The sequence below is a fragment of the Providencia rettgeri genome (assembly GCF_013702265.1).
GTDB classification, from domain to species: Bacteria; Pseudomonadota; Gammaproteobacteria; order Enterobacterales; family Enterobacteriaceae; genus Providencia; species Providencia zhijiangensis.
In genome coordinates, this window is sequence record NZ_CP059348.1 from 892,315 (window position 1) to 917,898 (window position 25,584).

Sequence of the window (25,584 nt, forward strand, 5' to 3'; positions counted from 1 at the left end):
ATTTAGCGTATTAAAGCTACCAATCAGTCGTGAAATTACAACTGATTGTTATAGGTGATAGTTCGGTTACTCATCCTGCCAGTTAGCAAGATCTAGCACTAATTCACACTCGTCATCGATATAACCGCCAGTCGGAATAAAGCCGAGTTTTTGGTAAAACTCAAATGGGCTCTCTTCCCCTTCACCACAACTATTATACAGCCGTGGGTAACCTTTCTTTTTCAAGTAACGGATCACTTGAATTAAGGCTTCACGCCCAAATCCTAATTTTTGGTAGGGCTCGGCTATCATAAATCGCCATAGCATAATGCCATCGTATTCAAGCTCATCATCATCTAGCCCGGAATGCAGCATAATGAATCCTACAGGGATATCATCCGCATAAATGCCTCGGTACCAAGCACAGTCAGAGAATTGTGCCTCAACCATGGAATAGGCATTATCTGCCACCATGCTACGTTGTGCTTCACTGAGTGTATGGCTCAGCAAACAGATTTCCGAAAAGTTTTCAGCTGTTACCTTCTGCAAGGAGACAACGGAATTTTCATCCACTTCTGGCTCGATGAACTCTATCATAACCATTCCTTCGCTCGAATATTGACCAAAGCTTCATGAAGAAGCTGCTTGAGTTGTTATTATTGAATAATCAAAATTGCTACTGATTTGTTACATGGATGTAATTTAATCAACCAGAGATCGGGAAGGCAGTCAATGACTTAATTGTGGCTATGCAAGCGGGGTCTAAAAAGAAAATGGCAACTTGCGTAAATGCCCGTTGCCATCGTGAAGTCAGAGTAAAAAGCTAAATAATATTAATGTTCGGCTTCACCGCCCAGAACATCAATTAGGCGAGCGATTAAGGCGCTGAGTTCGCCTGTCATCAGAATATAATCAGCATCAAATTTCTGAGCGAAATCTTCTTTAGGGATATCGTCATTTTGCTCTTTTAGTTTTTCACTGAATTTTAGTTTCTTCAGGGAGCCGTCATCTGACAGCATAAACTGAACGCGCTCTTCCCAATCTAACGATAATTTCGTCACTAATTTTCCAGCTTCAATATGGGTGGCAATTTCATCAGAAATTAAGTCTTGTTTCTTACAACGAATGATCCCGCCTTCTTCTAAAATCGCTTTTAGCTCAGCTTCATCCATAGCGGCAAAACCTTGAGGTAATGCGCCAGAACGTACCCATTCAGTCAGCGTTAATTCAATCGGGTCTTTAAAGGTCAAGGGAACAACAGGAAGCGAGCCTAAGCTTTTGCGTAATAACGCTAAATTATCTTCAGCGCGTTTAGCACTAGCAGCATCGACTATAATCAGTTGATTAACGGTATCAATCCAAATGTAGGTTTTACTGAATTTACTGAATGCGCGCGGAAGTAAGTCATGAACCACTTCATCTTTTAGCGAAGCTTTTTCCGTTTTTTTCAGTTGGCGACCTTGGTCTGCTTCTAATTTTTCAATTTTCTCTTGTAATGCTTGCTTGATCACGGGGGATGGCAGCATCTTATCTTCTTTCTTGGCACAAATAAGAATTTGATTATTTGCAGCATGGGTAAGTGCATCTGCCCCACGCATTGGCGGAACCCAGCCAGTTTTCATCATGTCTTGGCTTCCACAAGGGGTATAAGCTAGCGGCGCAAGTTGTCTTTCCAGATCATCCGCGGAGAGTGCCAAATCCCGATTCAGGCGATAGACCAATATATTCTTGAACCACATGAAAAACCTACCTTTGTCATTAAAAACATGTTTAGCAAGGCGGATATGATAGCGAATTGTCCGTTATTAAGCGAAAAAAAATGCCCGCCATTTTGCGGGTTTTACTTTCTATAAAGGTCGTCTAATAATGTAAGCAGGCAATTAAATGAAAAATCGATAATAAGCGAGTGCCATTATGAGAATAGGGATTGATTTAGGCGGTACAAAAATTGAAGTGGTCGCGCTGGATGATGGCGGCAATATTCTATTTCGTCAGCGTATGCCAACGCCGAGAGGCGATTATCAAGGCACTCTTGATGCAATTAAGCATTTAGTTGATGAGGCAGAAACCGCAACAGGGCAAGTCGGGAGTGTGGGGTTAGGGATACCCGGAACACTTTCTCCAGTGACGGGAAAAGTGAAAAATGCCAATTCCACATGGTTAAACGGACAACCATTCGATAAAGATCTCGCTGAATGTTTAGGTCGCCCTATCAAAATGGCGAATGATGCCAATTGCCTTGCCGTTTCAGAAGCCGTCGATGGCGCAGGGGCAGGCGCCAAAGTGGTGTTTGCCGTGATCATCGGAACGGGTTGCGGTGCGGGAATAGCCATCAATGGGCAAGTTCATTCTGGTGGAAATGGCGTAGCAGGTGAGTGGGGACATAACCCTTTACCATGGCAAGATGACCAAGACCGGCTATTTCTGGCAGACGAAAAGTGTTATTGCGGACTGACTGGCTGTACTGAGCAATTTGTTTCCGGTACCGGTTTTATGGCGGATTATAAAAAACTGGCCGGAGAATCTAAAACAGGCACCGAAATTATTCAATTAGCAAAAAATGGCAATAAACACGCGATAAAAGCCTTTGAACATTACCAAAATCGCCTAGCAAAAGCATTAGCACAAGCCGTCAACATGCTAGACCCAGACGTCATAGTGTTAGGGGGTGGAATGAGCAATGTCGATGAACTCTATGAAAATCTGCCAGAAAAGATTCGCCAATGGGTGTTTGGTAGAGAGTTTGATACGCCAATTCGGAAGGCGGAGCATGGGGATTCGAGTGGGGTGCGGGGGGCCGCCTGGCTCTGCTCTGAGGGTTAATGCTCGTCATACTTCACGCTGTAGCTGCGTTGGCTACGTTCGCTAACCCTCGTCACATACTCGTGTATGCTCCTAGGGATTAGCCTCCCTTACCGCCTTGCTACAACGCGAATTATTTAGAGCAATGGGTGAGGGGAAGGGTGAAAAAGATAAAAGAATAAAAGGCAAAAGAAAGGTAAAAGTAAAAGAAGGGCAAAAGAGGAAAGTGAGCTGGTGGAGTTGTCTACTTATAAAGTGAGTGTTGGTGGGTTATATGGGGAATAGCGGGTTTTATCGATAACTCAAATAATAGCGGTGATTTTTATCGGATAAATCTATTTTTGTGAGCTATATAAAAGTCGGGATTCATAAATGGACTAAAACCGTGATTTAGTCACAAAAAATGGTTACTGTTTGCAGGCATTATCATTAAAACTTGATATCCAACACACAGTGACAGACTCAATTTCGGGTATGGTTGGGTTTTTGACCAATAACCATGAAATGAATCTGGACTTTATGAGAGGCATTCTCTCAAAAGGCAACAAAGGGGATTTAACGTGAAAAAGGCTCTAAAACTTTCATCTTTGGCACTGCTGGTGGCATTTAATGCCAACGCTGCCACAGTTGACTTGCGTGTTATGGAAACATCCGATGTACACAGCAACCTCATTGACTTCGACTACTACAAAGACAAATCTACCGAACAATTTGGACTGGTACGTACTGCGACATTAATCAAAGCTGCGAAAAATGAAGCCACCAACGCTATCCTAGTGGATAACGGTGACTTAATCCAAGGTAGTCCACTGGCTGACTATATGGCCAACAAAGGCTTGAAAGAAGGGGAATCTCACCCTGCTCACAGCTTAATGAACACCATGGGCTACACCGTCGGTAACTTTGGTAACCACGAGTTCAACTTTGGTTTAGATTACCTGAAACAAGCCATTGCAGGCGCGAAATTCCCTTACGTCAACGCCAATATCGTTGATGCTAAAACGGGTGAAAACTATTTCAAACCGTACATCATCGTTGATACTCCGGTAAAAGACCGTGATGGCAAAACGCACACCATTAAAGTCGGTTATATCGGCTTTGTTCCGCCACAAATCATGATTTGGGATAAACCAAACTTAGAAGGCAAAGTGAAGGTGAATGACATCACTGAAACTGCTAAAAAGTTTGTGCCACAAATGAAAAAAGAGGGCGCTGACCTGATTGTGGCAATTCCTCACTCAGGATTCTCACAAGAGCCATACAAAGCGATGGCAGAAAACTCGGTTTACTATCTCAGCGAAGTGCCGGGCATCAACGCCATTATGTTTGGTCACTCACACGGTGTGTTCCCAAGCAAAGAATTTGCCGATATTAAAGGCGTCGATGTGGCAAAAGGTACCGTCAACGGTATTCCAGCAGTTATGCCTGGGCAATGGGGCGACCATTTAGGCGTGGTTGATTTGGTGGTTAACAATGACAGCGGCGATTGGAAAGTGGTTGAAGCTCAAGCCCATGCCCGCCCTGTTTATGATAAAGCCAACAAGAAAGCACTGGTTGAGCGCGATGAATCGCTTGTGAAAATCATCCAAGAGCAGCATCAAGGTACCCGTGATTTCGTGGGTAAACTGATTGGTAAAGCTTCTGAAAACATGTACAGCTACTTGGCATTAGTTCAAAGTGATCCAACGGTTCAGATTGTGAATGATGCTCAGATGGATTACACCCGTAACTTTATCCAAGGTGACCCAGACTTAGCTGACCTACCAGTATTAGCGGCAGCGGCACCATTCAAAGCCGGTGGACGTAAAAATGCGCCTTCTGAGTTTGTTGAAGTGGAAAAAGGGGATTTAACTTTCCGTAATGCGGCTGACTTATATCTCTATCCAAATACGTTAGTGGTTGTGAAAGCAACAGGTGCGGATGTGGTTGAATGGTTAGAGTGCTCTGCGGGCATGTTCAACCAGATCGATGCACAATCAACTAAACCACAAAGCCTGATTAACTGGGATGGTTTCAGAACCTATAACTTTGACACCATTAGCGGTGTCAATTACCAGATTGACCTGACTCAGCCAGCTAAATATGACACCGATTGCCAAGTGGTCAATAAAGATGCTAATCGTATCAAAAATGTGACTTACCAAGGCAAACCAATCGATCCTAAAGCGGCATTCTTAATCGCGACTAATAACTATCGTGGTTACGGCGGTAAATTTGCAGGTACTGGTGATGCGCATATTGCGTTTGCTTCGCCAGATGAAAACCGTGCAATTTTAGCGGCGTATATCGCTAAAGTGTCTAAAGAAAAAGGCGAAGTGGTTTCGAAGGCTGATAATAACTGGTCCTTCACGCCAATTAAAACCGATAAAAAACTTGATGTACGCTTTGAAACTTCACCAAGTGAAAAAGCCGCCGAGTTTATTCAGCAACATGCTCAATATCCAATGAAAAAAGTGGGTACTGACGATATCGGTTTTGCTATTTACCAAGTTGATTTAACCGCTAAGTAATAGCAGTCATAAAATATTGATAACCGAAAGCCTGCCACTTGTGTCAGGCTTTTTTTTCATAGAAAGAAATGTATGTGTGATGACATTTATGTGAAAAAAATAATTAGGGAGAGTGTCATAAAGGAACGAGGTACCGAGGTATCGAAAATAGCTGATTGGCAATGTGCCAGCAAAAGCGGATTAATACAGAAATAAAATTCGGGGAGTTTAAACTTAAGAGTAAATGGCAGCTCCCCGAAATATTATGCTTATTACATCTTCAATTAACTTATTCATAAGTCACGTTTAACATAGGTAATTTACTGTATTTGTCATATTCAACTTTGACATACTCGGATTCCACTTTTTTACCATTTTGCAATGAACCTGAAGCGGTGACTGTTTTACCATTGCGATAACAATCAATATTTACGTGAGTTTTTTGTGAAATATCCACTTCACACTGAGGCTCATAGATATAACCACCAAATGAAACTGTACCTCCTGAAGATGGGTTGATATTACTTGCAAAAGAACAACTCGAAATGAAGATTGCCACTACAGTAGTTAATAAAGATAAACGTTTCATAGTCCACCCCCTTAATAACACTGACCACCATCCAATACTGCTTCTGTGCTCTTATTTTTAGTGTAGTTCAAATACCGATAATGCAAAAATAAAAGTTTAGTCTATAAGTAAATACTATTACCCTGAGGATATAACATATTGATGTCAATCAAATTAAGGTTATTTTTCAGTTTTATATAAGTGATTAAAAAAAGCTGTTTTTTATAAAATTGCGACCAATATATAAAAATGAAATATTATTTTTGAATAAGTGGTCGGCGATTTTGAATGATAATTAAGAGACTGTTTTATGCTGGGATAATTTGTGATAGGAGAGATTTTTGTATTGTTAAGAATTTAATGAAATTCAGATTTGTTATATATTTAAATATATAATGATTTGAGTGAATAAATAAAATAAAGCCCCTGCAAACATTTGCAGAGGCTATAAAGATAATAACGTTCAGTGATGAATTATTTAAATACTTTGAAACGAACGTCGTCGTCCATAAAGTCTTTATCACCAGCAGGTTGCTCAATTGAACCAAATACCATTTGAGCGCGTAAAATCCAATTTGCTGGGATATCCCACTCTTGTTGAACTTGATTATCAATTAATGGGTTGTAGTGCTGTAATGATGCACCTACATTTTCCTGAGATAATGTTGTCCATACTGCCAGCTGCGCCATACCGCTCGCTTGTTCTGACCAGATAGGGAAGTTATCCGCATAGAGTGGGAATTGTTCTTGTAAACCAGTGACGACATTTTTATCTTCAAAGAAAAGAACGGTACCAGCACCTGCTGCAAAGCTATTAATTTTTTGTTCTGTTCCAGCAAAAGCAGCTTCAGGAACGATAGCACGTAACGCTTCTTTGGTGATATTCCACAGTTTTTTATGTTCTGCACCAAATAACACCACAATACGTGAAGTTTGTGAGTTAAATGCTGATGGGGAGTGCTTAACCGCTTCTTTGATAAGCCCAGCCACTTTCTCTTCCGAGATTGGTAATGAATCGCCTAAGTTATAAATAGTGCGACGATTTTTAATCATTTCGATAAATGCGTTAGACATGTTTGTCCCCTTGCTTTTGTTTAGAGCACGGCAATTTATTGAACAACCTCAGAAGCCGTAACTTGTTTCGAAGTAAATTGTTTCGATGTGAATAACTATAAAGGTATCCCAACCAAATCATAGAAAAAAAATTTAACCTTAATGTTCAAATTTTTGCATGTTGTTATAAAAGTATAATAAATTCATTGTGTTATTTTAATTTTTAACCCTATTCAGTTAACTAACACGATAGTGACTTGGAAGTTCACTAAAGCCGAGTCCGTTAGTTTTTTTCACCGCAATTTGTACAGGAATTCGTTCTTTCATCGCTTCCACATGGCTAATCACACCAATGGTTTTTCCTGATGCATTTAGGCTTTCTAATGCATCTAGGGCGATGTCTAAAGTTTCAGCGTCTAGCGTACCAAAACCTTCATCTAAAAAGAGTGATTCCAATTGCGTGCGATGGCTCACCATGTCAGAGAGTGCAAGGGCTAGCGCGAGACTGACTAAGAAACTTTCCCCTCCTGAAAGGGTTTTCGTATCGCGAATGCTATCCCCTTGCCAGCCATCAATAACTTGTAATTCGAGGTTGGCTAAATGACTGCGTTGCAGTAAGTAGCGACCATGCAATTTATCGAGTTGTTGGTTCGCGAGCGAGACTAAACAGTCTAGGGTTAGCCCTTGAGCATAGCGACGGAATTTATCCCCTTCAGCGGATCCAATTAAGGTATTGAGATAGCTCCAATCATCGTAGCTTAATTGGCTCTGTTCAATTTTATTCAATAACTCGCGCTGTTGGTGACGCTGTTGCTGATCTCGCTCAAGCTGGTTAATGATTTGACCTTGTTGCTGGTTCAATATCTTGATTTGGCTCTCTAATTGTTCGAGGGTTTGCTGAATTTGTTCCACTGAAAACTCAGCAAACTCCACTAAACGCTGTTGCTCATGATTTGCCATTGCTGACAGGCTTTCTTGGTAGCGAGTTTCCGCTTCCAGCCGCTGTTGAGTTACTCGCTGTTTAAGCTGCTCCAGCTCAATTTTCTCTTCGGTAGGTAGTAAGGCATTAAGGAATTGCTCTTGAGTCGAGAAAGGGCTGCGACTGAGTGCAGCAACAAACTGAGCGTGAGCGGCTAACTGTCGTTGGCTTAGTTGCTTCAATTGGTGATCAAGTTCTTGAGCACTCCCATTGAGTGCGGCAATATTTTTATCTATTGCGCTAATTTGCTCTGAAAGCGTATCAACTTGATGTGTGTATTGAGCTTGTTTTTCTTGCATTTTTTGAACATAAATAGCAACAGTTTGGCCTTCTAACAGATTCTGGCGTTGCGTATTTTTTTGTTCAATTTGCTGATTTAATTGCTCTAATTGCTGATGCTGAGCAGAAAGTTGCTGAGCTAATTGCTGAGCATTCGCTGTTTCAGCTGCAAGCGTTGCCGTATCAACTTCAATATTTTTGGTGATTTGCAGGAAGGTTGCTTTTTTCGCTTCATAATATTGCCCGCGTTGCTCAATCTCTTGTAGCCAAGTGGTAAATTGCGCTTGGCTTGGCAGGGTGAGATTAAATGGAGCCAGCGAGTCTGTAAGCTGCTGTGCTTGTTGCTCAAAGCGTTGCTGCAAAGATTGCTGTTCAGCTTGGTTTTCTTCTAATTGTTGGGAGTGATGCTTTAGTTTCTCATCAAGGAGAGATAACTCAGAAAACAGCTGTTTGGCTTGAGTTTGCTGTTCATAATATTGGTTTTTAGCCTCTTGGTACTGACGCTCTAACTGTGCAAATTCGTTGATGATGGCTTGCTGAGCGGTAAGCTCTTCTTGTAATTCAACGAGGGATTGCTCTACCGCTGACGCGGTTTTGGCTAGTTCAGGGATATGTGCTTGCTCACATGCCTTTAGCCATTGATTGTTCAGGTTATTGAACTGCTCTTGTAGTTGCTTTTGAGCCAATTCGTTATCTTGCTGGCGGCGTTTGTCTGCTTGCAATAAGGCTTGCTGCTCAGTGAGCTTTTGTTTTTCGGTCTCCATTTGAGTCATCAGCGTAGCCAGTTGTTGCTGAGTCTCATTGGGCATAACGACTTGATATGATGCTAAAGCAGGGTGCTCCAACGAGCCACAAAGCGGGCATGGATCTCCTTCAATGAGCAGTTGGCGCTCATGTTCTAAGCTGACAATTTTTTGTTCTAGCTGAAGTTTTTGCTCTAAAATTTGTCGTTGAGGCAGGAGCTGAGTCACTCTATCTTGCGTAATGGCAACCTGTTGCTCTAATCGGTTGATAGATTCGCCGAGTTGGTTTTGTAACTGTGTTTGTGACTGTAATTGCAGCTGTTTTTCTTCATATTGAGTCAGTAAAACAGGTAATATTTTCACATGCTGCAAATGCTCTTGTCGCTGTGAAATCGCAGCCTTAATTTCTTCTATATTGTACTTTTGTTTATATTCCTGAAACTGCTTTTCGAGCAGATTAAAGCGAGAATGCTGCTCTTCTAAATGGCTTTGAGCCTGTTGAGATTCTTTGGATTTTTGCTGCTGAACCTGTTGTAGGGTTTTCCATTCAAGGTTGATAACTTGCTGTTTTTTCTGGCTTTGGTTTAGGCGTTCTGTAAGTTCATAAATAAATTTCCCTTGCTGTTGCCAGCTTCCGAGCTGCGCGACAATCTGAGCATCATTTTGATGTTTTTGTAGAAATAACTGGGTTGTATTCAACTCATTATTGGCATGAAGAATTTTCTGCTGGGTACTTTCTACACTGGATTTTTTCTGCAAATATTCGCCATTTAGCTGATTTATTTGCTCGGCTAATTGATTTTTTTGCTGGTTAAGTTGTGCGAGTAAATTGTCGAGTGGTCGCACTTCGTTATCGATCATTGCCGTGGTTTTTTGTACCCACTCTTTATATTGATTTTGTTCCGACTGAGCTTGAGTGTATTGGGCGACCAATGGCAAGCGCTGCTTTTGAGCGTCTTCTAAAAGTAATGTGGTGCGCTGCTGCTTTTGGGTCTGTTCATCGAGTTGAGTTTGCAGGCTTTGCACGGCCAGCCAATCAGGACGTAGCGCTTCTGCTGGGGCGCTTTGTTCCAGCTTATGTAAGCTGGCTTCTGAGGCTTGATATTGCTGTAAAGCTTGCTGCTGTGCAATCTGTAATCGCTGGGTATTTTGCACTAATTGTTGATGTTGCTGGTGCCATGTTAGCGCTTGTTGATGGCGGTTTTTATTCTGGCTCAGTTGCTGTTCTTGCGCTAAATATTGTTGCTGTTTTTCAACGAGTTCTTGATGCTCTGATTCAGTAAGTAAGTTAATGCTGCCCGCTTGCGCTCGAAGAATATCGAGATCGGTTTTAGCTTGTTTATGTTGGTTAAAAATATACACCGAAATCTGGCTGTAAATTTCGGTGCCAGTGATTTCTTCTAGTAAATCGGCACGCTCTTTTTCGGTGGCATTTAAAAAGGCTGCAAAATCCCCTTGAGAGAGCAAAATGGATTTTGTGAAACGCCCAAAATCTAGCCCGGTGATTTGCACAATTTTTTCACGCACTTCACTGATTTTTTCTGCAATAATCTGCCCATCAGCGACGGTTGCCAGCTCTGCTTTTGCATCTTGCAGGTTACCATCGGGTTTATTGTTTGCCCGGCGTTGACTCCAAAATGCGCGATAAGCGATGCCTTTAACTTCAAACTCCACTTCAGCTAAACATTCGCCAGTATGGCGGGTCATCAACTCATTTTTGCTTTTTGATATTGCCCCTAACCGTGGAGTCTGGTGGTAAAGCGCAAGGCAGATAGCATCCAATAAGGTGGTTTTCCCCGCGCCAGTTGCGCCTGTGATAGCAAATAATCCATTACTGGCAAAAGGCTCTTCTGTGAAATCAATCTTCCATTCACCTTTTAGGGAGTTAATGTTTTTCAGGCGTAAGCTTAAGATTTTCAAAGTTATTCTCCCTGCTCATTGCGCAAGTTGGCGTAGGATTGCTTGAACAGCTGCAATAAACGCTGCTCTAACGCTTTGTCTTCCAGTGACTCTTCGGTAAGTCGTCGGGTAAAAACTTCTTCGGCAGTCAGTTCACTTAATGTTTCATTCTGCGGAGTGAGGTTTTGACCTGTTTGTGCCCGTCGAGCTCGGCGTAGGCGAACAACTTCGACAGGGAGTTCTTGGGTGAGAGCCTCAATACGTTGCTGGATATCACCAAGGTAGTCTTGGGTGGCGACTTCAATATCTAACCAAATAGGGCGCTCATTTTCTTGGACAGGTAAGTCCATTAATTGTTTTTGCAGTTCTTTCAACGAGCCTTTTAAACTCAATAGCGGCTGGAAAACGGGAATTGGCAGCAGAGTGACATTGGTAAATTGGTGCTGATTAAACTCCACTAAGCAGACACTTTTTTGTTGTTGTGATTCGTCAAAACTGAGTGCAATCGGAGAGCCGCTGTAGCGAATATGTGCTTGTCCACCAATCAGTTGAGGCCGATGGATATGTCCGAGCGCAATATAATCAGCAGGTGGGAACGCACCAGAAGGAAAGGCATCCAATGTGCCGATATAAATTTCACGCACGGAATCTGTCAGTTCTGCACCGACGACGGTCAAATGCCCCGTGGCAATAATCGGGATATCTAAGCCCTGCTCAGTACGTTGCTCAACGGCTTTTTGGTAACAGCTTTGGTAGTGTTCACGAATGGCATTTTGTAATGAAAGTTGTTTTTCTTCACTGCTTTGCCCCGCAATACTGACTTGGATATCTCGTGGCCGTAAAAAGGGGATTGCGCACACTAACCCATTTGGGTTCCCTTGCTTATCTTTCAATGTGATGACAGGGGATTCGCTGTTTGATGTGATGACGTGAGTATTTAAATAACGTAATAACGCGCTGGATTCATTCAAAACAGAGACAGAATCATGGTTTCCACTCAAGATAACTAATTGGCAGCCTGTTTTTTGCAAATCAACAATAAACTGGTTGTAGAGTTCGCGCGCATAACTTGGCGGTGCGCCAGTATCAAAAACATCGCCAGCCACAATCAGGGCATCCACTTGGTACTGATTGACTTGCTCTATTAACCAACGCAAAAAGTGTTGGTGTTCAGCAGATCGGTTTTTAGTGAAAAAATACTGACCTAAATGCCAGTCTGAAGTGTGGATGATGCGCATGAGCTAGCGGTTCCTGTGATTATGACGCTTTTACTATATTAATATTCTGATGCTTTATACTCATATTCAAACCATTTGGTTTGCTGTGTCACAGTATACTGTATATCGGTTCAGTGAAAGCAAAGGCATGGCAAATTAAATAGTAAAAATAAGAGAGTTGCGAAGCGCTTCGCAATGATGGCCAGATGTGGTGTTAATATTTCACTTACATGACATTAAGCTGTTAATCTAATGATAGATCTTGAATGCGCGTTAAGATATTCATAATTCTGTCACAAAACTGACGCATAATGCGGTCACATTAAAAATCTCTTCTTATTTACAGGAACAATCATGGCAAGACGCATTCTAGTCGTTGAAGATGAAGCGCCCATCCGAGAAATGGTTTGTTTTGTATTGGAACAGAATGGTTTTCAGCCGACAGAGGCTGATGATTATGATTCTGCGATAGCGCAATTGGTTGATCCCCTTCCTGATTTAGTATTATTGGATTGGATGATACCCGGAGGTTCCGGTATCCAAGTCATTAAACATATGAAGCGTGATAGTGCTACGCGCGATGTCCCCGTCATGATGCTAACGGCAAGGGGCGAAGAAGAAGATCGCGTGAAAGGATTAGAAGTGGGAGCGGATGACTATCTCATCAAACCGTTTTCACCAAAAGAATTGATAGCTCGTGTTAAAGCTATTTTACGACGTATTTCTCCAATGGCGACAGAAGATATTATCGAGATGAACGGGTTAGTGCTTGACCCTACTTCTCATCGCGTTACCAGCAAGGAAATTCCCATTGATATGGGGCCTACCGAATATAAATTACTCCACTTCTTTATGACCCATCCAGAGCGAGTTTATAGCCGTGAGCAGTTACTCAACTATGTTTGGGGTGCCAACGTGTATGTGGAAGACAGAACGGTGGATGTCCATATTCGTCGTTTAAGAAAAGCGTTAGAGTTAGATGGACATGATAAGATGGTGCAAACGGTTCGTGGTACTGGCTACCGCTTCTCTGTTCGCTATTGAGAAACCATTAGGGAGAAACATGGGTGCTTGAACGCTTATCCTTAAAACAGCTGATTTGGGGGCTGTTTTTATTTATTTTACCCGCATTGATACTGTCTGTTTTTATTGGACATCTTCCGTGGCTGCTAGTGATCTCGCTACTCGCAGCACTCATTTGGCACGGATATAACCTGTTAAAACTCTCTGACTGGCTCTGGTTGGATAGAAGTATGCTACCGCCGGATGGCAAAGGGGGATGGGAGCCAATATTTTATGGTATCTATCAGATGCAGCAGCGTAACCGTAAGCGTCGCCGTGAGCTCGGGCAGCTGATTAAGCGTTTTCGCAGCGGGGCTGAATCCTTGCCTGATGCCGTAGTAATCATGACCACCGAAGGCAATATTTTCTGGTGTAACCGCCATGCTCAACAGCTTCTTGGTTTTCGCTGGCCTGAGGATAACGGACAGCATATTTTTAATTTATTACGTTATCCTGATTTTAGCCGCTATTTCACCGTGAAAAACTATGACCAAGCGCTGACGATTGAGCTTAACAGTGGCGAAATTGTTGAGTTTCGTATCTTGCCATATGCGAGTGATCAACTCTTGATGGTGGCTAGAGATGTGACTGAAAAACGCCGTCTAGAAAAAGCGCGTAGAGACTTTTTTGCTAACGTTAGCCATGAGTTACGAACGCCATTAACCGTTATACAAGGTTATCTTGAAGTCATGGATGATCAAGAGGGCACTTCACCGATGAATAAAAAAGCGTTATCGGTGATGCAAGAGCAAACTCATCGAATGGATAACCTGGTGAAGCAATTACTGCAATTATCCCGTATTGAGGTTGCCCCTCAAATTAATCTTGATGAACAGATTAATATGCCGGTCATTCTTAAGATGATTGAACAAGAAGCGATTAGCTTAAGCCAAGGGCGGCACGAGTTTGAATTCAGTATTGATGAAAAACTTCGAGTTCATGGTAATGAAGAGCAGCTACGAAGTGCGGTTGCTAACTTAGTGTATAACGCCATAAACCACACGCCAGACGGCACGAAAATTAAGGTGAAATGGCAGCGAACCAGTAATGGCGCGCAGTTTAGTGTGAGTGACAATGGTCCTGGAATTCCAGCCGAGCACCTTCCTCGCTTAACAGAGCGTTTTTATCGTGTGGATAAAGCGCGTTCAAGGCAAGGTGGTGGGGGAACAGGGTTGGGCTTAGCGATTGTTAAGCATGCTGTTCAACACCATAGTAGCCAGCTCTCAGTAACCAGTCAGGTTGGCAAGGGCAGTGAGTTTTCATTCACATTACCACCAGTGTTTATTGTGTCAGACAAGAAAGTGAATACATTAAGCGCAAAATAACCTAAAAAACGAAACCTTGCTAATGAAATCATCATATTAGCAAGGTTTTTTGTTTTGTGCTTTACCCTATATTGGTACTATTTCTAACGACTACGCTATATTTTCAATTTTATCCTGCAATTTTCTTCATCTTATTCTGTGAATATTTCTTCGGTATGGTTAAAAAATGTTTTATTGATGATTTTTTAGCCTGAATATATACGGGATATTGCAATTTTACTGACAGTAATCACTGGTTCTTAAATTTAGTTTGGTGCATTGTTCTTGTTTTCGGGTTTGCTCTTGCCTTTTTTCCCTATAAAAGTTTTACTTGTCGCCAGTTATTGGCGATTTTTACTGTTTTTTGATGTTTAGTATTGCAAAGCTAACCAAGACATGCATTTTGTATTGTTAATGTAATGTTAATCAGAACTCTATTTCGTCATATATGTTCCAATAGGTTACCGATGAAGTGACCTGTTTTTATTTCATAATTTACTAAAAATTAACATAATATGGCTCATCGTTTATCATCCAGAGATATCCTCGCCTTAGGTTTTATGACCTTTGCGCTGTTTGTTGGGGCTGGAAATATCATTTTCCCGCCAATGGTCGGTTTACAAGCCGGTGAACAAGTTTGGACTGCGGCACTTGGCTTCTTAGTCACCGGTGTCGGCCTTCCTGTTCTTACCGTCGTTGCATTGGCGAAAGTAGGGGGCGGTATTGAAGCGCTCAGCACGCCAATTGGTAAAACTGCTGGTCTGTTACTCGCTATCGTTGCGTATTTATCGGTGGGGCCTCTTTTTGCAACCCCAAGAACGGCAACCGTTTCTTATAAAGTGGGTATCGCACCACTACTGGGCGGCGAATCTGAAATCTCGCTGCTGGTTTATAGCGCCATTTATTTTGTACTGGTGATCGGTATTTCGTTATACCCAGGTAAATTGCTAGATAGCGTTGGGCACATTTTGGCGCCAGTCAAAATGTTGGCACTGGCAATTTTAGGTGTTGCTGCGGTTATGTGGCCTGCTGGACAACCGATTCTGGCAACCCCTGAATATCAAGATATGGCATTTTCCAATGGTTTTATTAATGGCTATTTAACGATGGACACATTAGGTGCCATGGTTTTTGGTATTGTCATTGTGAATGCGGCGCGTTCCCGCGGTATTGAAAACTCATCATTATTAACTCGCTATACCATGTGGGCAGGATTAATTGCTGGGGTGTTATTAACTCTGGTCTATTTATCGCTGTTTAAACTGGGCGAAAATAGTGGATCATTGATTCCAAATCCAGCTGATGGCGCTGATATTCTTCACGAATATGTTCAATACACGTTCGGTAACTACGGTAGCTTCTTCTTAGCGGTGTTGATTTTTGTTGCCTGTATGGTGACTGCTGTAGGGCTAACCTGCGCATGTGCTGAGTTCTTCAGTCGCTATGTACCAATCTCTTACCGTAAATTGGTATTGATTTTAGGCTTGTTCTCTATGGTGATTTCAAACCTCGGACTGAGTAAGCTGATTGCGTTCTCATTACCAGTATTGGTTTCGATTTATCCACCTTGTATCGTTTTGATTTTGATGAGCTTTACGTTGAAGTGGTGGCGTAACCCAACCATCGTGATTGCTCCGACGATGTTAACAAGCTTTGTGGTCGGTTTGATTGGTGCCGTGAAAGCCTCTGATAACTTGAAGACTTATATCCCTGACTGGATGACGTCTATTCCGCTGTATCAGCAAGATTTAGCGTGGTTATTACCATCGCTGGTTGTGTTAGTAGTTGCTGCGCTGTGTGACAGATTGATCACACCATCAAGTGAGCATCATAAGCACGCATAATATATTGTAATTACCTAAAAAAATGCCAGTAGATGATAAATCTGCTGGCATTTTTCGTTTTAGTTATCGATTAATTAATTCACACCCACTGCACTGCCTGCAGGGCGGCGAACATCGTTGGAGCCGTAAATAAAGCCTTCACGGACTTTGCCAGAAACAGCAGAGTCGTTGCCGGAAGATTTCGCGCTCACACCCGCACCGTTAGGAATACCGATCATAATTAGCTCAGCAGCGCCCCATGGGGTCTGCTCCACCATCTTATAACCCATCTTATCGAGTAGCGCTAAACTGTCTTTAGAGACACCGCGTTGCTCATAATAAACCTCGTCTGGCAGCCATTGATGGTGAATGCGAGGGGCATTCACCGCTTCTTGTGGCGGCATGCCATGGTCAATAATGTTTAATGCGGTTTGCAAGGTAATCGAAATGATCCTTGAGCCTCCCGGTGAGCCGAGTACTAAGAAGACTTTACCGTCTTTAGTGACAATTGTCGGGCTCATTGATGATAGTGGGCGCTTACCGGGGGCGATAGAGTTTCTTTCCCCTTGCACTAGCCCATACAGATTTTTCTCGCCAACTTTGGTGGTGAAATCATCCATTTCATCATTCAGGAAGAAACCTGTACCCGGCGGGATCACCACTGAACCAAATCGACCATTAATTGTATAAGTGGTTGAAACAGCATTACCTTTGTCATCCACAACAGAATAATGGGTGGTTTCCGGTTTTTCGTGAGGCCCTATTCCTGGTTGGACTTCAGTGGATGGTGTCGCTTTATTTGGCACAATCTCTTTGCGCAGATCAGCGGCGTACTGTTTGCTGAGCAGTTTACCAGTCGGATTATCCACAAATGCAGGGTCGCCTAAGAATGTATTGCGATCCATATAAGCGTGGCGCATCGCCTCTGTTAGCGTATGAATGTATTCAGCGGAGTTGAAGCCCATCTCTTTGAGATCATAACCTTCTAAAATATTGAGGGTTTCGCAGATAGTTACGCCACCCGAACTTGGTGGTGGCGCAGAGATAAATTTGTAACCACGGTAGGTACAGCTAACAGGAGTGGTATCTGAAATGGAGTAATCAGCAAAGTCTTGAGCTGTTAGGATCCCGCCATTTTTCTTCGATGCGGCTTCTACGATTTTAGGGATATCTCCTTCATAGAATGCAACAGGGCCTTTATTGGCGATTTTTTCCAGTGTGTTTGCCAAATCGGTTTGTACCAGTAAGTCTCCCGGTTGGTAAGCACTTCCATCCGGTTTTAAGAAAATCCGAGCAACTTCGGGGTCTTGTTTGAAGCGTTCAGTCGTGGTGTCAAGCACGTCAGTATCGCCACGGGTTAGGACAAAGCCTTCTCGAGCGAGTTTAATGGCGGGTGCCATGACTTGCTGGCGGCTCATGGTGCCGTATTTTTCAAGGGCATAATCTAAGCCTTTCACTGTACCCGGCACACCTGATGCGAGGTAGCCATATAAGCTGGCATCTTTGATAAGTTTGCCATCTTTATCTAAATACATATCGGCGCTGGCAGCTTTCGGCGCTGTTTCTCGGAAGTTAATAAAGATATCTTTGCCATCCGCGAGGTGCAGCGTCATAAAACCACCGCCACCAATATTGCCACAGCAAGGGTTAACAACGGCTTGGGCATAACCGACTGCTACCGCTGCATCCACCGCATTTCCTCCGGCTTTTAAAATGTCAGCACCAATTTGTGACGCGAGGTGTTGAGAGGAGACAACCATGCCTTTTGTTGCTTCAACGGCAGGTTCGGAAGCGGCATAAAGTTGACTTGAAGTTAGCAACGAAATCAGTAGTAAAGAGGGGCGCCATGCATTTTTTATCATTGGTATCTCCCGATTTAGTGAAGGAAGTAACGCGTAGATGTAATACAAATAAATAATTTGTTAAATATTTGTATCACCAAGATATAGCATGAATGATTTGAAGGGCTGAATAACAAAAGTGAAAAAGTGTTAACGCGGTAGGAAAAATTTTAGATAGGCATAGATATAGAAATGCCGGCATTAAGCCGGCACTTGGAAACTTAACAGGTCAAATTACAGACCAGTTGCGTTCTTAGTCAGGTAAGCAGCAACGCCTTTTGGAGATGCGTTCATGCCTTCTTTGCCTTTTTCCCACTGAGCTGGGCAAACATCACCGTGCTCTTCGTGGAATTGCAGCGCGTCAACCATACGCAGCATTTCGTCGATGTTACGGCCTAATGGCAGGTCGTTAACCACTTGGTGACGAACAACACCGTTTTTGTCAACTAAGAAAGAACCACGCAGAGCAACGCCCGCTTCTGGGTGCTCGATGCCGTAAGCTTTCATGATGTCGCGTTTGATATCAGCAACCATCGGGTATTTAACTTCACCGATACCGCCGTTATCAACAGGAGTTTTACGCCATGCGTTATGAACGAATTCTGAGTCGAAAGAAACACCAACAATTTCTACGCCGCGTTTTTTGAACTCTTCATAGCGGTGGTCGAATGCAATCAGTTCTGAAGGACATACAAAAGTGAAGTCCATTGGCCAGAAGAAGATCACAGCTGGGCGACCGTTCAGGTGTTTTTTCAGGTTGAAGTTTTCAACGATTTCACCATTACCAAGAACAGCTGCAGCAGTAAAGTCAGGGGCTTGACGTGTAACCAGAACCATAATGTACTCCTATGAGTTTTAAGGGTTTCTATCTCCGCAATCGAAATGGGGCATGCGGATAAATATAACCTAAGGATAAGGTTTTATCCTTGGAGAATAAAGACATTAAAACCAATCAATATGATAGCTTTTACCTATCAATGGTATCAATTTGGCAGATTAATATCAATAAGATAGTTTTATTCCATTAAAGTGCAAGTTTTAATTTATTCGGATGCACGTAATGTGAACTCTTGGGCAAAAAGTTGCTGTTTTGCCGTCTCAATCATTTGAGGATAAAACTGAAAGAAAATATGTTCAAGTTCTAGATAATTAAGCAAAAAATCATCAAATGAGCCACTAAGGGCCGCGAGTTTTGGACGGCGCCTTGCCATGCCATTAAGTGACTTACCTATGTACGCTTTTTCTGCGTATCGCGTCAGCCATTGCTGAGGCCAGAGATACTCATTTAACTCTTGAAATTTTTCAGGGGTATGACACAAATCCGGTTCAATGGTTTGCCTGGAAAAAAACACAAAATCAGAGAGTGAATGTGAGGGAACGAGACGTTCCCAATGCAGAGAAAGAAAATGATCCCAGACTAAATCTAAGGTGATAGGCGCGACTCGGCGGTATTCTTCGCGAAATAGCTGGCGCGCTTGCTTCACGAGCGGATGGGTATCTGTAATTCTATCTACGGCTCTGTGCATACGGATCCCTGCAACCACATCTGGTGAGTAATCTCCCGCAGGGTTACCGCGTACGTAGTCCGCCATCATGTTTCCCAATAGGGAGCTTTTGGCAAGATAGGCTAGGTGAAGATGAGCAAGATAGTTCATGGCGGTACTATAAACGAAAAATATCAGAAACGAAAAAATGAAAGAAAAAAGAGTGCAGACACATTCCGTGCTGTTTCAGAAAATATTTGCATAATATTGGTTCTTTTTTATACAAAATGGCGCTTATTTCTTGCGCCAAAGGCAGTGCAGCACTAGACTAGTCGCCTTATTTTTTTAGATTGATGTCAATACAATGCGTGTATCCGATTTTACTTTTGAATTACCAGAAGAACTTATTGCCCACTATCCTCAGGCTGAGCGTAGTTCATGTCGCTTACTTGGTCTTGATGGTGCCACGGGACAGCTCACGCATGGTGTGTTTACCGATATTCTTGAAAAATTGGAGCCGGGGGATTTGCTAGTGTTCAACAACACTCGCGTGATCCCTGCTAGATTGTTCGGTCGTAAAGCGAGCGGCGGTAAAATTGAGGTTTTGATTGAGCGTATGCTCGATGAACATCGTGTTTTGGCTCATGTTAGAGCCTCTAAAGCACCAAAAGAGGGTGCTGCGCTGCTACTGGGTGAAGATGAAAGTGTGAATGCGACGATGGTCGCTCGTCACGGTGCACTGTTTGAGCTGCGCTTTGATGATGCGCGCGATGTGTTAAGCATTCTGAACCAAATTGGGCACATGCCATTACCACCTTATATCGACCGTCCAGATGAAGAGTCTGATAAAGAGCTATATCAAACCGTGTATAGCCAGCGTCCGGGCGCGGTTGCTGCACCAACAGCAGGTTTGCACTTTGATGAGCCTTTATTAGAAGCATTACGCCAAAAAGGCGTTGAGATGGCATTCGTGACATTGCATGTCGGGGCGGGAACGTTCCAACCGGTGCGTGTTGATTCCATCGAAGACCATATTATGCACTCTGAATATGCAGAGGTTCCGCAAGAGGTGGTCGATGCAGTGTTAGCGTGTAAAGCGCGTGGAAATCGTGTGATTGCCGTGGGAACAACGTCTGTTCGTTCACTGGAAAGTGCCGCGAAAGCCAGCCAAGATGCTTTAATTGCTCCATTCTTTGACGATACCCAGATATTTATTTATCCGGGTTATGAATATCAAGTGATTGATGCCCTGATCACTAACTTCCACTTACCAGAATCCACATTAATTATGTTGGTCTCTGCGTTTGCGGGATATCAAAACACCATGCAAGCCTATAAAGAAGCCGTTGAGCAAAAATACCGTTTCTTTAGTTATGGTGATGCCATGTTTATTACGCCAAATGCTAATGCTCGTTTTGAGCAAGTCGGCTCGGCAGAACAAGAATAAGTGGCGGCGTAGCTGCTCGCTTAGATTCAGTAACCAATAGCACCAGACTGTTTTTCTGATGCTAGGAGATAAAACGTGAAATATGAATTACAGACAACCGACGGTAATGCGCGTCGTGGTCGCCTGATTTTTGAACGCGGTGTGGTAGAAACTCCGGCGTTCATGCCAGTAGGAACTTACGGCACGGTTAAGGGAATGACTCCTGAAGAAGTGAAAGAAACCGGTGCTCAAATTTTATTGGGTAACACTTTCCACTTATGGCTACGTCCGGGTCAAGAAATCATGAAATTACATGGTGACCTGCACGACTTTATGCAATGGCAAGGCCCGATCTTAACGGATTCAGGTGGCTTCCAAGTCTTTAGTCTTGGTGCAATGCGTAAAATTAAAGAAGAAGGTGTTCATTTCCGTAATCCAATTAATGGTGAAAAAGTCTTCTTAAGCCCCGAAAAATCGATGGAAATTCAGTACGACCTCGGTTCTGATATCGTGATGATTTTCGACGAATGTACGCCGTATCCAGCTGATTGGGATTACGCAAAAACATCAATGGAAATGTCATTACGTTGGGCAGCACGTAGCCGTCAGCGCTTTGATGAATTGAACAATAAAAATGCGCTGTTCGGGATTATCCAAGGCAGTGTTTACGAAGATTTACGCGATATCTCCGTGAAAGGGCTGGTGGAAATTGGCTTTGATGGGTACGCTGTAGGCGGTTTAGCAGTCGGCGAACCAAAAGAAGATATGCACCGTATTTTAGAGCACGTATGTCCGCAAATTCCGGCAGAAAAACCACGTTACTTAATGGGCGTTGGTAAGCCGGAAGATTTAGTGGAAGGCGTACGTCGTGGTATCGATATGTTTGACTGTGTGATGCCGACACGAAATGCGCGTAACGGACATTTATTTGTTACTAACGGCGTGGTAAAAATCCGTAATGCGAAGTATAAGTCAGACACATCACCTCTTGATGCAGAGTGTGACTGCTATACTTGTCGTCATTACAGCCGTGCGTATTTGCATCATCTTGACCGTTGTAATGAAATTTTGGGTGCGCGACTCAATACCATCCATAATTTACGTTACTATCAACGCTTAATGGCGGGTATTCGCCAAGCAATTGAAGCGGGTAATTTTGAGCAGTTTGCTGCGGATTTCTATCAGAAGATTGGCAAAGCCCAGCCTTCATTAAATAGAGAGTGAATTTAAAGTGCGAAGTTAGCCCGAACTGTGTAGCATATCGGGCTGTACCCTTCGTTCTTGCAGCTGATTGTGGTTATTGGCATCAGCCAAAAGAATTATTTAGTGCAAATTATGGTTTTTAGTTCTAGTTATATGAAGGTTTGATGTATTTTATGTAACTTGAACTAGTTAAAGTGTAAGTTTGAAATTGCTTTCAATAACAATGAGGAAAGTTGAATGAGTTTTTTTATTTCTGAAGCAGCGGCATCAGCAGGCGCACCCGCTCAAGGTAGCCCGTACTCTCTGATTATTATGCTGGTTGTTTTCGCGCTGATTTTCTATTTCATGATCCTACGTCCACAGCAAAAACGTGCTAAAGATCACCGTAAACTGATGGAATCAATCGCTAAAGGTGATGAAGTTTTAACCACTGGTGGTTTGATCGGTCGTGTGACTAAAGTGTCTGAAACAGGTTATGTTGTTCTTGAGCTGAGTGAGAACACTGAAGTAACTATCAAACGTGATTTCGTTGCTGCTGTTCTACCTAAAGGCACAATGAAAGCAATCTAATTCTGAATTTTCCCGAAGGGAACTGCCGTGCTAAACCGTTATCCTTTATGGAAGTATCTGATGTTGATCACTGCGATCCTCATCGGTTTGCTGTATGCACTTCCAAACCTATATGGTGAGGATCCGGCTGTTCAGATCACTGGCGTGCGGGGAACCGCCGCCAATGAACAAACGCTGATCCAAGTCCAAAAAGCTTTAGAAACAGACAAAATTCAGAGCAAATCTGTTGCTCTCGAAAATGGGGCAATTTTAGCCCGTTTCAACAACTCTGACGTTCAGTTACGTGCTCGTGAAGTCATCATGAATGCACTGGGTGACCAGTATGTTGTTGCATTAAACCTTGCACCTGCTACACCAAAATGGCTTGAAGCTCTCGGTGGTGAACCGATGAAGCTGGGTCTGGACTTACGTGGTGGGGTTCACTTCCTGATGGAAGTAGATATGGACACTGCATTAGGTAAATTGCAGGAACAAAACATGGATGGTTTGCGTAATGACTTGCGCCAAGCAGGTATTGCGTACTCTTCTATTCGTAAAGGCAGTGATTACAGCGTCGAAGTTCGCTTCCGTAACGCTGATGATCGCAGTCTTGCTGAGAAAACACTGGCGCGTAAATACCCAGACTTAGTGTTTTCTGACGGCAGCGATAACACCATGATTGCTGTTATGACAGATGAGCGCTTACGTGAAGCGCGTAACTATGCTGTCTCTCAAAACATCACGATCATTCGTAACCGTGTTAACCAATTAGGTGTTGCTGAACCACTGGTTCAACGCCAAGGTGCGGATCGCATTGTTGTTGAATTACCGGGTATCCAAGATACTGCGCGTGCAAAAGAAATCTTAGGTGCAACTGCAACCTTAGAATTCCGCTTAGTGAATACTGGCGTAGATAGCGCAGCGGCAGAAAGTGGACGAATTCCGGGTGACTCAGAGCTTAAATCTGATCGTAATGGCGTGCCTTATGTTCTGTATAAGCGTGTTGTCTTAACGGGTGACCATATCACCGATTCTACATCTGAAACCGATGAAAATGGTTATCCGCAAGTGAGTATTAGCCTTGATAGTGCCGGTGGCTCAATCATGTCTGACTTTACTCGTGACAACCAAGACAAGCTGATGGCAACCCTGTTTGTTGAATACAAAGACAGTGGTAAAAAAGATGCTGCAGGTCGAGCGATTTTAGTTAAAGATGAAAAAGTGATTAACGCCGCGCGTATCCAAGCTCGTTTCGGTAGCAAATTCCGTATTACGGGAATTGATAACGCGAACGAAGCGCGTCAATTATCTTTACTGCTGCGTGCGGGTGCATTGATTGCGCCAATCCAAATTGTTGAAGAGCGTACTATCGGTCCAACATTGGGTATGCAAAACATCGAGCAAGGTCTGAAAGCGTGTATCGCGGGTCTGTTAGCCTCTATCCTGTTTATGATTATTTACTATCGTAAATTTGGTCTGATTGCGAGTAGTGCTCTGATGGCTAACCTGGTCTTAATCGTGGGTGTGATGTCTCTGTTACCAGGGGCGACGCTAACCATGCCAGGTATTGCCGGTATCGTCCTAACCCTTGCGGTTGCCGTCGATGCCAACGTTCTAATAAACGAACGTATCAAAGAAGAACTTCGCAATGGACGCTCAGTGCAACAAGCGATCCACGAAGGGTATAAAGGCGCCTTCTCAAGTATTACCGACGCAAACTTAACGACCTTAATCACCGCAATTATTCTGTATGCAGTGGGTACTGGTTCGATTAAAGGCTTTGCGATCACGACAGCGATTGGTGTCGCAACCTCTATGTTTACAGCTATTGTTGGTACACGTGCAATCGTGAACCTGCTATACGGCGGTAAACGTATTAACAAGCTGTCAATTTAAGGAGCACGTTGTGGCACAGGATTATACTGTTGAACAATTGAACTATGGCCGTAAAGTCTATGACTTCATGCGCTGGGACAACGTTGCCTTTAGCATTTCTATCGTTTTACTGATCGCTTCTTGCGTGATTATCGGTGTGAAAGGCTTTAACTGGGGACTTGATTTTACGGGCGGTACCGTCATTGAAATCAACCTGAGTCAGCCTGCTGATTTGGATAAAATTCGTGATAGCCTGTCTAACTCGAATCATAAAGATCCATTAATCCAAAACTTTGGTAGCAGCCGAGACATCATGATCCGTTTACCGCCAGTTGAAGGCGTAGCGGGTCAAGAAGTCGGTAAAGAGATCATTACTATCATCAATAAAAACGTTGATGAGCAAGCGACGGTTAAGCGTATTGAATTCGTAGGACCAAGCGTAGGTGCTGAGTTAGCACAAACAGGGGCATTAGCGTTATTAACAGCGCTTATCTGTATCCTGATCTACGTTGGTTTCCGTTTCGAATGGCGTTTAGCGGCGGGTGCCGTACTGTCACTGGCTCACGACGTGGTGATCACCTTAGGTATTCTGTCTCTATTCCACATTGAGATTGATATGACCATCGTGGCGTCATTGATGTCAGTTATCGGTTACTCCCTTAACGATAGTATCGTGGTATCTGACCGTATCCGTGAAAACTTCCGTAAGATCCGTCGCGGTACACCGTACGAAATCATGAACGTCTCTTTGACCCAAACATTGAGCCGTACCATCATGACATCAGCAACGACATTATTAGTGGTTCTGATGCTGTACCTGTTTGGTGGCGCGATGTTAGAAGGCTTCTCACTGGTTATGTTAATCGGTGTGACAATTGGTACGATTTCATCTATCTACGTGGCTTCTGCATTAGCACTGAAGATGGGTATGAAGCGTGAGCACTTAATTCAGGCGAAAGTCGAGAAAGAAGGCGCAGACCAAGAGTCTTTATTACCATAACGAATACAG

General features: G+C 43.2%; 19 protein-coding genes. 10 read left to right on the forward strand and 9 right to left on the reverse strand.

The window, feature by feature from the left end; genetic code table 11:
- Positions 1 to 66 precede the first annotated feature (66 nt).
- A complete protein-coding gene (locus H0913_RS03975) occupies positions 67 to 576 on the reverse strand; it encodes a GNAT family N-acetyltransferase (RefSeq protein WP_154602759.1) in 510 nt (169 codons plus the stop codon).
- Positions 577 to 812: 236 nt separating this feature from the next.
- Complete coding sequence (gene rdgC / locus H0913_RS03980; RefSeq protein ID WP_132496167.1) at positions 813 to 1,718, reverse strand: recombination-associated protein RdgC; 906 nt, start codon at positions 1,716 to 1,718, stop codon at positions 813 to 815.
- 175 nt (positions 1,719 to 1,893) lie between these two features.
- Here rdgC and mak point away from each other — a divergent pair, with 175 nt between their 5' ends.
- Complete coding sequence (mak, locus tag H0913_RS03985) at positions 1,894 to 2,802, forward strand: fructokinase (protein ID WP_154602758.1); 909 nt, start codon at positions 1,894 to 1,896, stop codon at positions 2,800 to 2,802.
- Between the two features lie 539 nt (positions 2,803 to 3,341).
- Positions 3,342 to 5,291: a bifunctional 2',3'-cyclic-nucleotide 2'-phosphodiesterase/3'-nucleotidase gene (locus H0913_RS03990; protein ID WP_181478013.1), complete on the forward strand. Its 1,950-nt coding sequence runs from the start codon at positions 3,342 to 3,344 to the stop codon at positions 5,289 to 5,291.
- Between the two features lie 268 nt (positions 5,292 to 5,559).
- On the opposite strand, the gene H0913_RS03995 is transcribed toward H0913_RS03990, so the two are convergent.
- The 4 genes from H0913_RS03995 to sbcD form a co-directional block, all read right to left on the reverse strand.
- Positions 5,560 to 5,859 (reverse strand): hypothetical protein, encoded by a 300-nt coding sequence (locus H0913_RS03995; protein WP_154602757.1) that lies wholly within the window; start codon positions 5,857 to 5,859, stop codon positions 5,560 to 5,562.
- 453 nt (positions 5,860 to 6,312) lie between these two features.
- Positions 6,313 to 6,912 (reverse strand): nitroreductase family protein, encoded by a 600-nt coding sequence (locus H0913_RS04000; RefSeq protein WP_036953792.1) that lies wholly within the window; start codon positions 6,910 to 6,912, stop codon positions 6,313 to 6,315.
- Positions 6,913 to 7,128: 216 nt separating this feature from the next.
- Entirely contained in the window at positions 7,129 to 10,812 is a 3,684-nt protein-coding gene (locus H0913_RS04005; protein WP_181478014.1) for an AAA family ATPase, read from the reverse strand.
- Positions 10,813 to 10,814: 2 nt separating this feature from the next.
- Positions 10,815 to 12,029: an exonuclease subunit SbcD gene (gene sbcD, locus H0913_RS04010; RefSeq protein WP_154637965.1), complete on the reverse strand. Its 1,215-nt coding sequence runs from the start codon at positions 12,027 to 12,029 to the stop codon at positions 10,815 to 10,817.
- 333 nt (positions 12,030 to 12,362) lie between these two features.
- Between sbcD and phoB the strand changes: the two genes are divergently transcribed.
- The 3 genes from phoB (at position 12,363) to brnQ (ending at position 16,218) form a co-directional block, all read left to right on the forward strand.
- Positions 12,363 to 13,052, forward strand: a complete 690-nt coding sequence (gene phoB / locus H0913_RS04015; protein ID WP_036953802.1) for a phosphate regulon transcriptional regulator PhoB — start codon at positions 12,363 to 12,365, stop codon at positions 13,050 to 13,052.
- 23 nt (positions 13,053 to 13,075) lie between these two features.
- Positions 13,076 to 14,395 carry a phosphate regulon sensor histidine kinase PhoR gene (gene phoR / locus H0913_RS04020; RefSeq protein ID WP_181478015.1) on the forward strand — a complete coding sequence of 440 codons (1,320 nt, stop codon included), beginning with the start codon at positions 13,076 to 13,078 and terminating at the stop codon, positions 14,393 to 14,395.
- Between the two features lie 494 nt (positions 14,396 to 14,889).
- Complete coding sequence (gene brnQ, locus H0913_RS04025) at positions 14,890 to 16,218, forward strand: branched-chain amino acid transport system II carrier protein (RefSeq protein WP_154637966.1); 1,329 nt, start codon at positions 14,890 to 14,892, stop codon at positions 16,216 to 16,218.
- Between the two features lie 74 nt (positions 16,219 to 16,292).
- Here the strand turns inward: brnQ and ggt are convergent, their stop codons facing one another.
- The 3 genes from ggt to H0913_RS04040 all read right to left on the reverse strand — a co-directional run bounded on the left by ggt (position 16,293) and on the right by H0913_RS04040 (position 19,693).
- Entirely contained in the window at positions 16,293 to 18,059 is a 1,767-nt protein-coding gene (gene ggt / locus H0913_RS04030; RefSeq protein ID WP_154637968.1) for a gamma-glutamyltransferase, read from the reverse strand.
- A gap of 213 nt (positions 18,060 to 18,272) precedes the next feature.
- Complete coding sequence (locus tag H0913_RS04035) at positions 18,273 to 18,875, reverse strand: peroxiredoxin C (RefSeq protein ID WP_036953813.1); 603 nt, start codon at positions 18,873 to 18,875, stop codon at positions 18,273 to 18,275.
- Between the two features lie 206 nt (positions 18,876 to 19,081).
- The gene (locus H0913_RS04040) at positions 19,082 to 19,693 is read right to left on the reverse strand and encodes an ACP phosphodiesterase (RefSeq protein WP_181478016.1); all 612 of its coding nucleotides are present in this window, start codon (positions 19,691 to 19,693) and stop codon (positions 19,082 to 19,084) included.
- A gap of 193 nt (positions 19,694 to 19,886) precedes the next feature.
- Here H0913_RS04040 and queA point away from each other — a divergent pair, with 193 nt between their 5' ends.
- The 5 genes from queA to secF all read left to right on the forward strand — a co-directional run bounded on the left by queA (position 19,887) and on the right by secF (position 25,575).
- A complete protein-coding gene (gene queA / locus H0913_RS04045; RefSeq protein ID WP_154602750.1) occupies positions 19,887 to 20,969 on the forward strand; it encodes a tRNA preQ1(34) S-adenosylmethionine ribosyltransferase-isomerase QueA in 1,083 nt (360 codons plus the stop codon).
- A gap of 75 nt (positions 20,970 to 21,044) precedes the next feature.
- Positions 21,045 to 22,172, forward strand: a complete 1,128-nt coding sequence (gene tgt / locus H0913_RS04050; protein ID WP_132496177.1) for a tRNA guanosine(34) transglycosylase Tgt — start codon at positions 21,045 to 21,047, stop codon at positions 22,170 to 22,172.
- A gap of 216 nt (positions 22,173 to 22,388) precedes the next feature.
- Entirely contained in the window at positions 22,389 to 22,721 is a 333-nt protein-coding gene (gene yajC, locus H0913_RS04055) for a preprotein translocase subunit YajC (RefSeq protein ID WP_006657183.1), read from the forward strand.
- A 27-nt stretch (positions 22,722 to 22,748) separates the two neighbouring features.
- Positions 22,749 to 24,596 (forward strand): protein translocase subunit SecD, encoded by a 1,848-nt coding sequence (secD, locus tag H0913_RS04060; protein WP_071992161.1) that lies wholly within the window; start codon positions 22,749 to 22,751, stop codon positions 24,594 to 24,596.
- A gap of 10 nt (positions 24,597 to 24,606) precedes the next feature.
- Positions 24,607 to 25,575 (forward strand): protein translocase subunit SecF, encoded by a 969-nt coding sequence (secF, locus tag H0913_RS04065; RefSeq protein WP_181478017.1) that lies wholly within the window; start codon positions 24,607 to 24,609, stop codon positions 25,573 to 25,575.
- Positions 25,576 to 25,584: the final 9 nt, after the last annotated feature.

What these genes read in the sequence shown, in the direction of transcription:
- mak (WP_154602758.1), top strand. Translation starts at nt 1,894, where the DNA reads ATGAGAATAGGGATTGATTTAGGCGGTACAAAAATTGAAGTGGTCGCG.
- H0913_RS04040 (WP_181478016.1), bottom strand. Translation starts at nt 19,693, where the DNA reads ATGAACTATCTTGCTCATCTTCACCTAGCCTATCTTGCCAAAAGCTCC.
- brnQ (WP_154637966.1), top strand. Translation starts at nt 14,890, where the DNA reads ATGGCTCATCGTTTATCATCCAGAGATATCCTCGCCTTAGGTTTTATG.
- H0913_RS04035 (WP_036953813.1), bottom strand. Translation starts at nt 18,875, where the DNA reads ATGGTTCTGGTTACACGTCAAGCCCCTGACTTTACTGCTGCAGCTGTT.
- sbcD (WP_154637965.1), bottom strand. Translation starts at nt 12,029, where the DNA reads ATGCGCATCATCCACACTTCAGACTGGCATTTAGGTCAGTATTTTTTC.
- H0913_RS03995 (WP_154602757.1), bottom strand. Translation starts at nt 5,859, where the DNA reads ATGAAACGTTTATCTTTATTAACTACTGTAGTGGCAATCTTCATTTCG.
- ggt (WP_154637968.1), bottom strand. Translation starts at nt 18,059, where the DNA reads ATGATAAAAAATGCATGGCGCCCCTCTTTACTACTGATTTCGTTGCTA.
- queA (WP_154602750.1), top strand. Translation starts at nt 19,887, where the DNA reads ATGCGTGTATCCGATTTTACTTTTGAATTACCAGAAGAACTTATTGCC.
- rdgC (WP_132496167.1), bottom strand. Translation starts at nt 1,718, where the DNA reads ATGTGGTTCAAGAATATATTGGTCTATCGCCTGAATCGGGATTTGGCA.
- phoB (WP_036953802.1), top strand. Translation starts at nt 12,363, where the DNA reads ATGGCAAGACGCATTCTAGTCGTTGAAGATGAAGCGCCCATCCGAGAA.
- H0913_RS04000 (WP_036953792.1), bottom strand. Translation starts at nt 6,912, where the DNA reads ATGTCTAACGCATTTATCGAAATGATTAAAAATCGTCGCACTATTTAT.
- H0913_RS03975 (WP_154602759.1), bottom strand. Translation starts at nt 576, where the DNA reads ATGATAGAGTTCATCGAGCCAGAAGTGGATGAAAATTCCGTTGTCTCC.
- yajC (WP_006657183.1), top strand. Translation starts at nt 22,389, where the DNA reads ATGAGTTTTTTTATTTCTGAAGCAGCGGCATCAGCAGGCGCACCCGCT.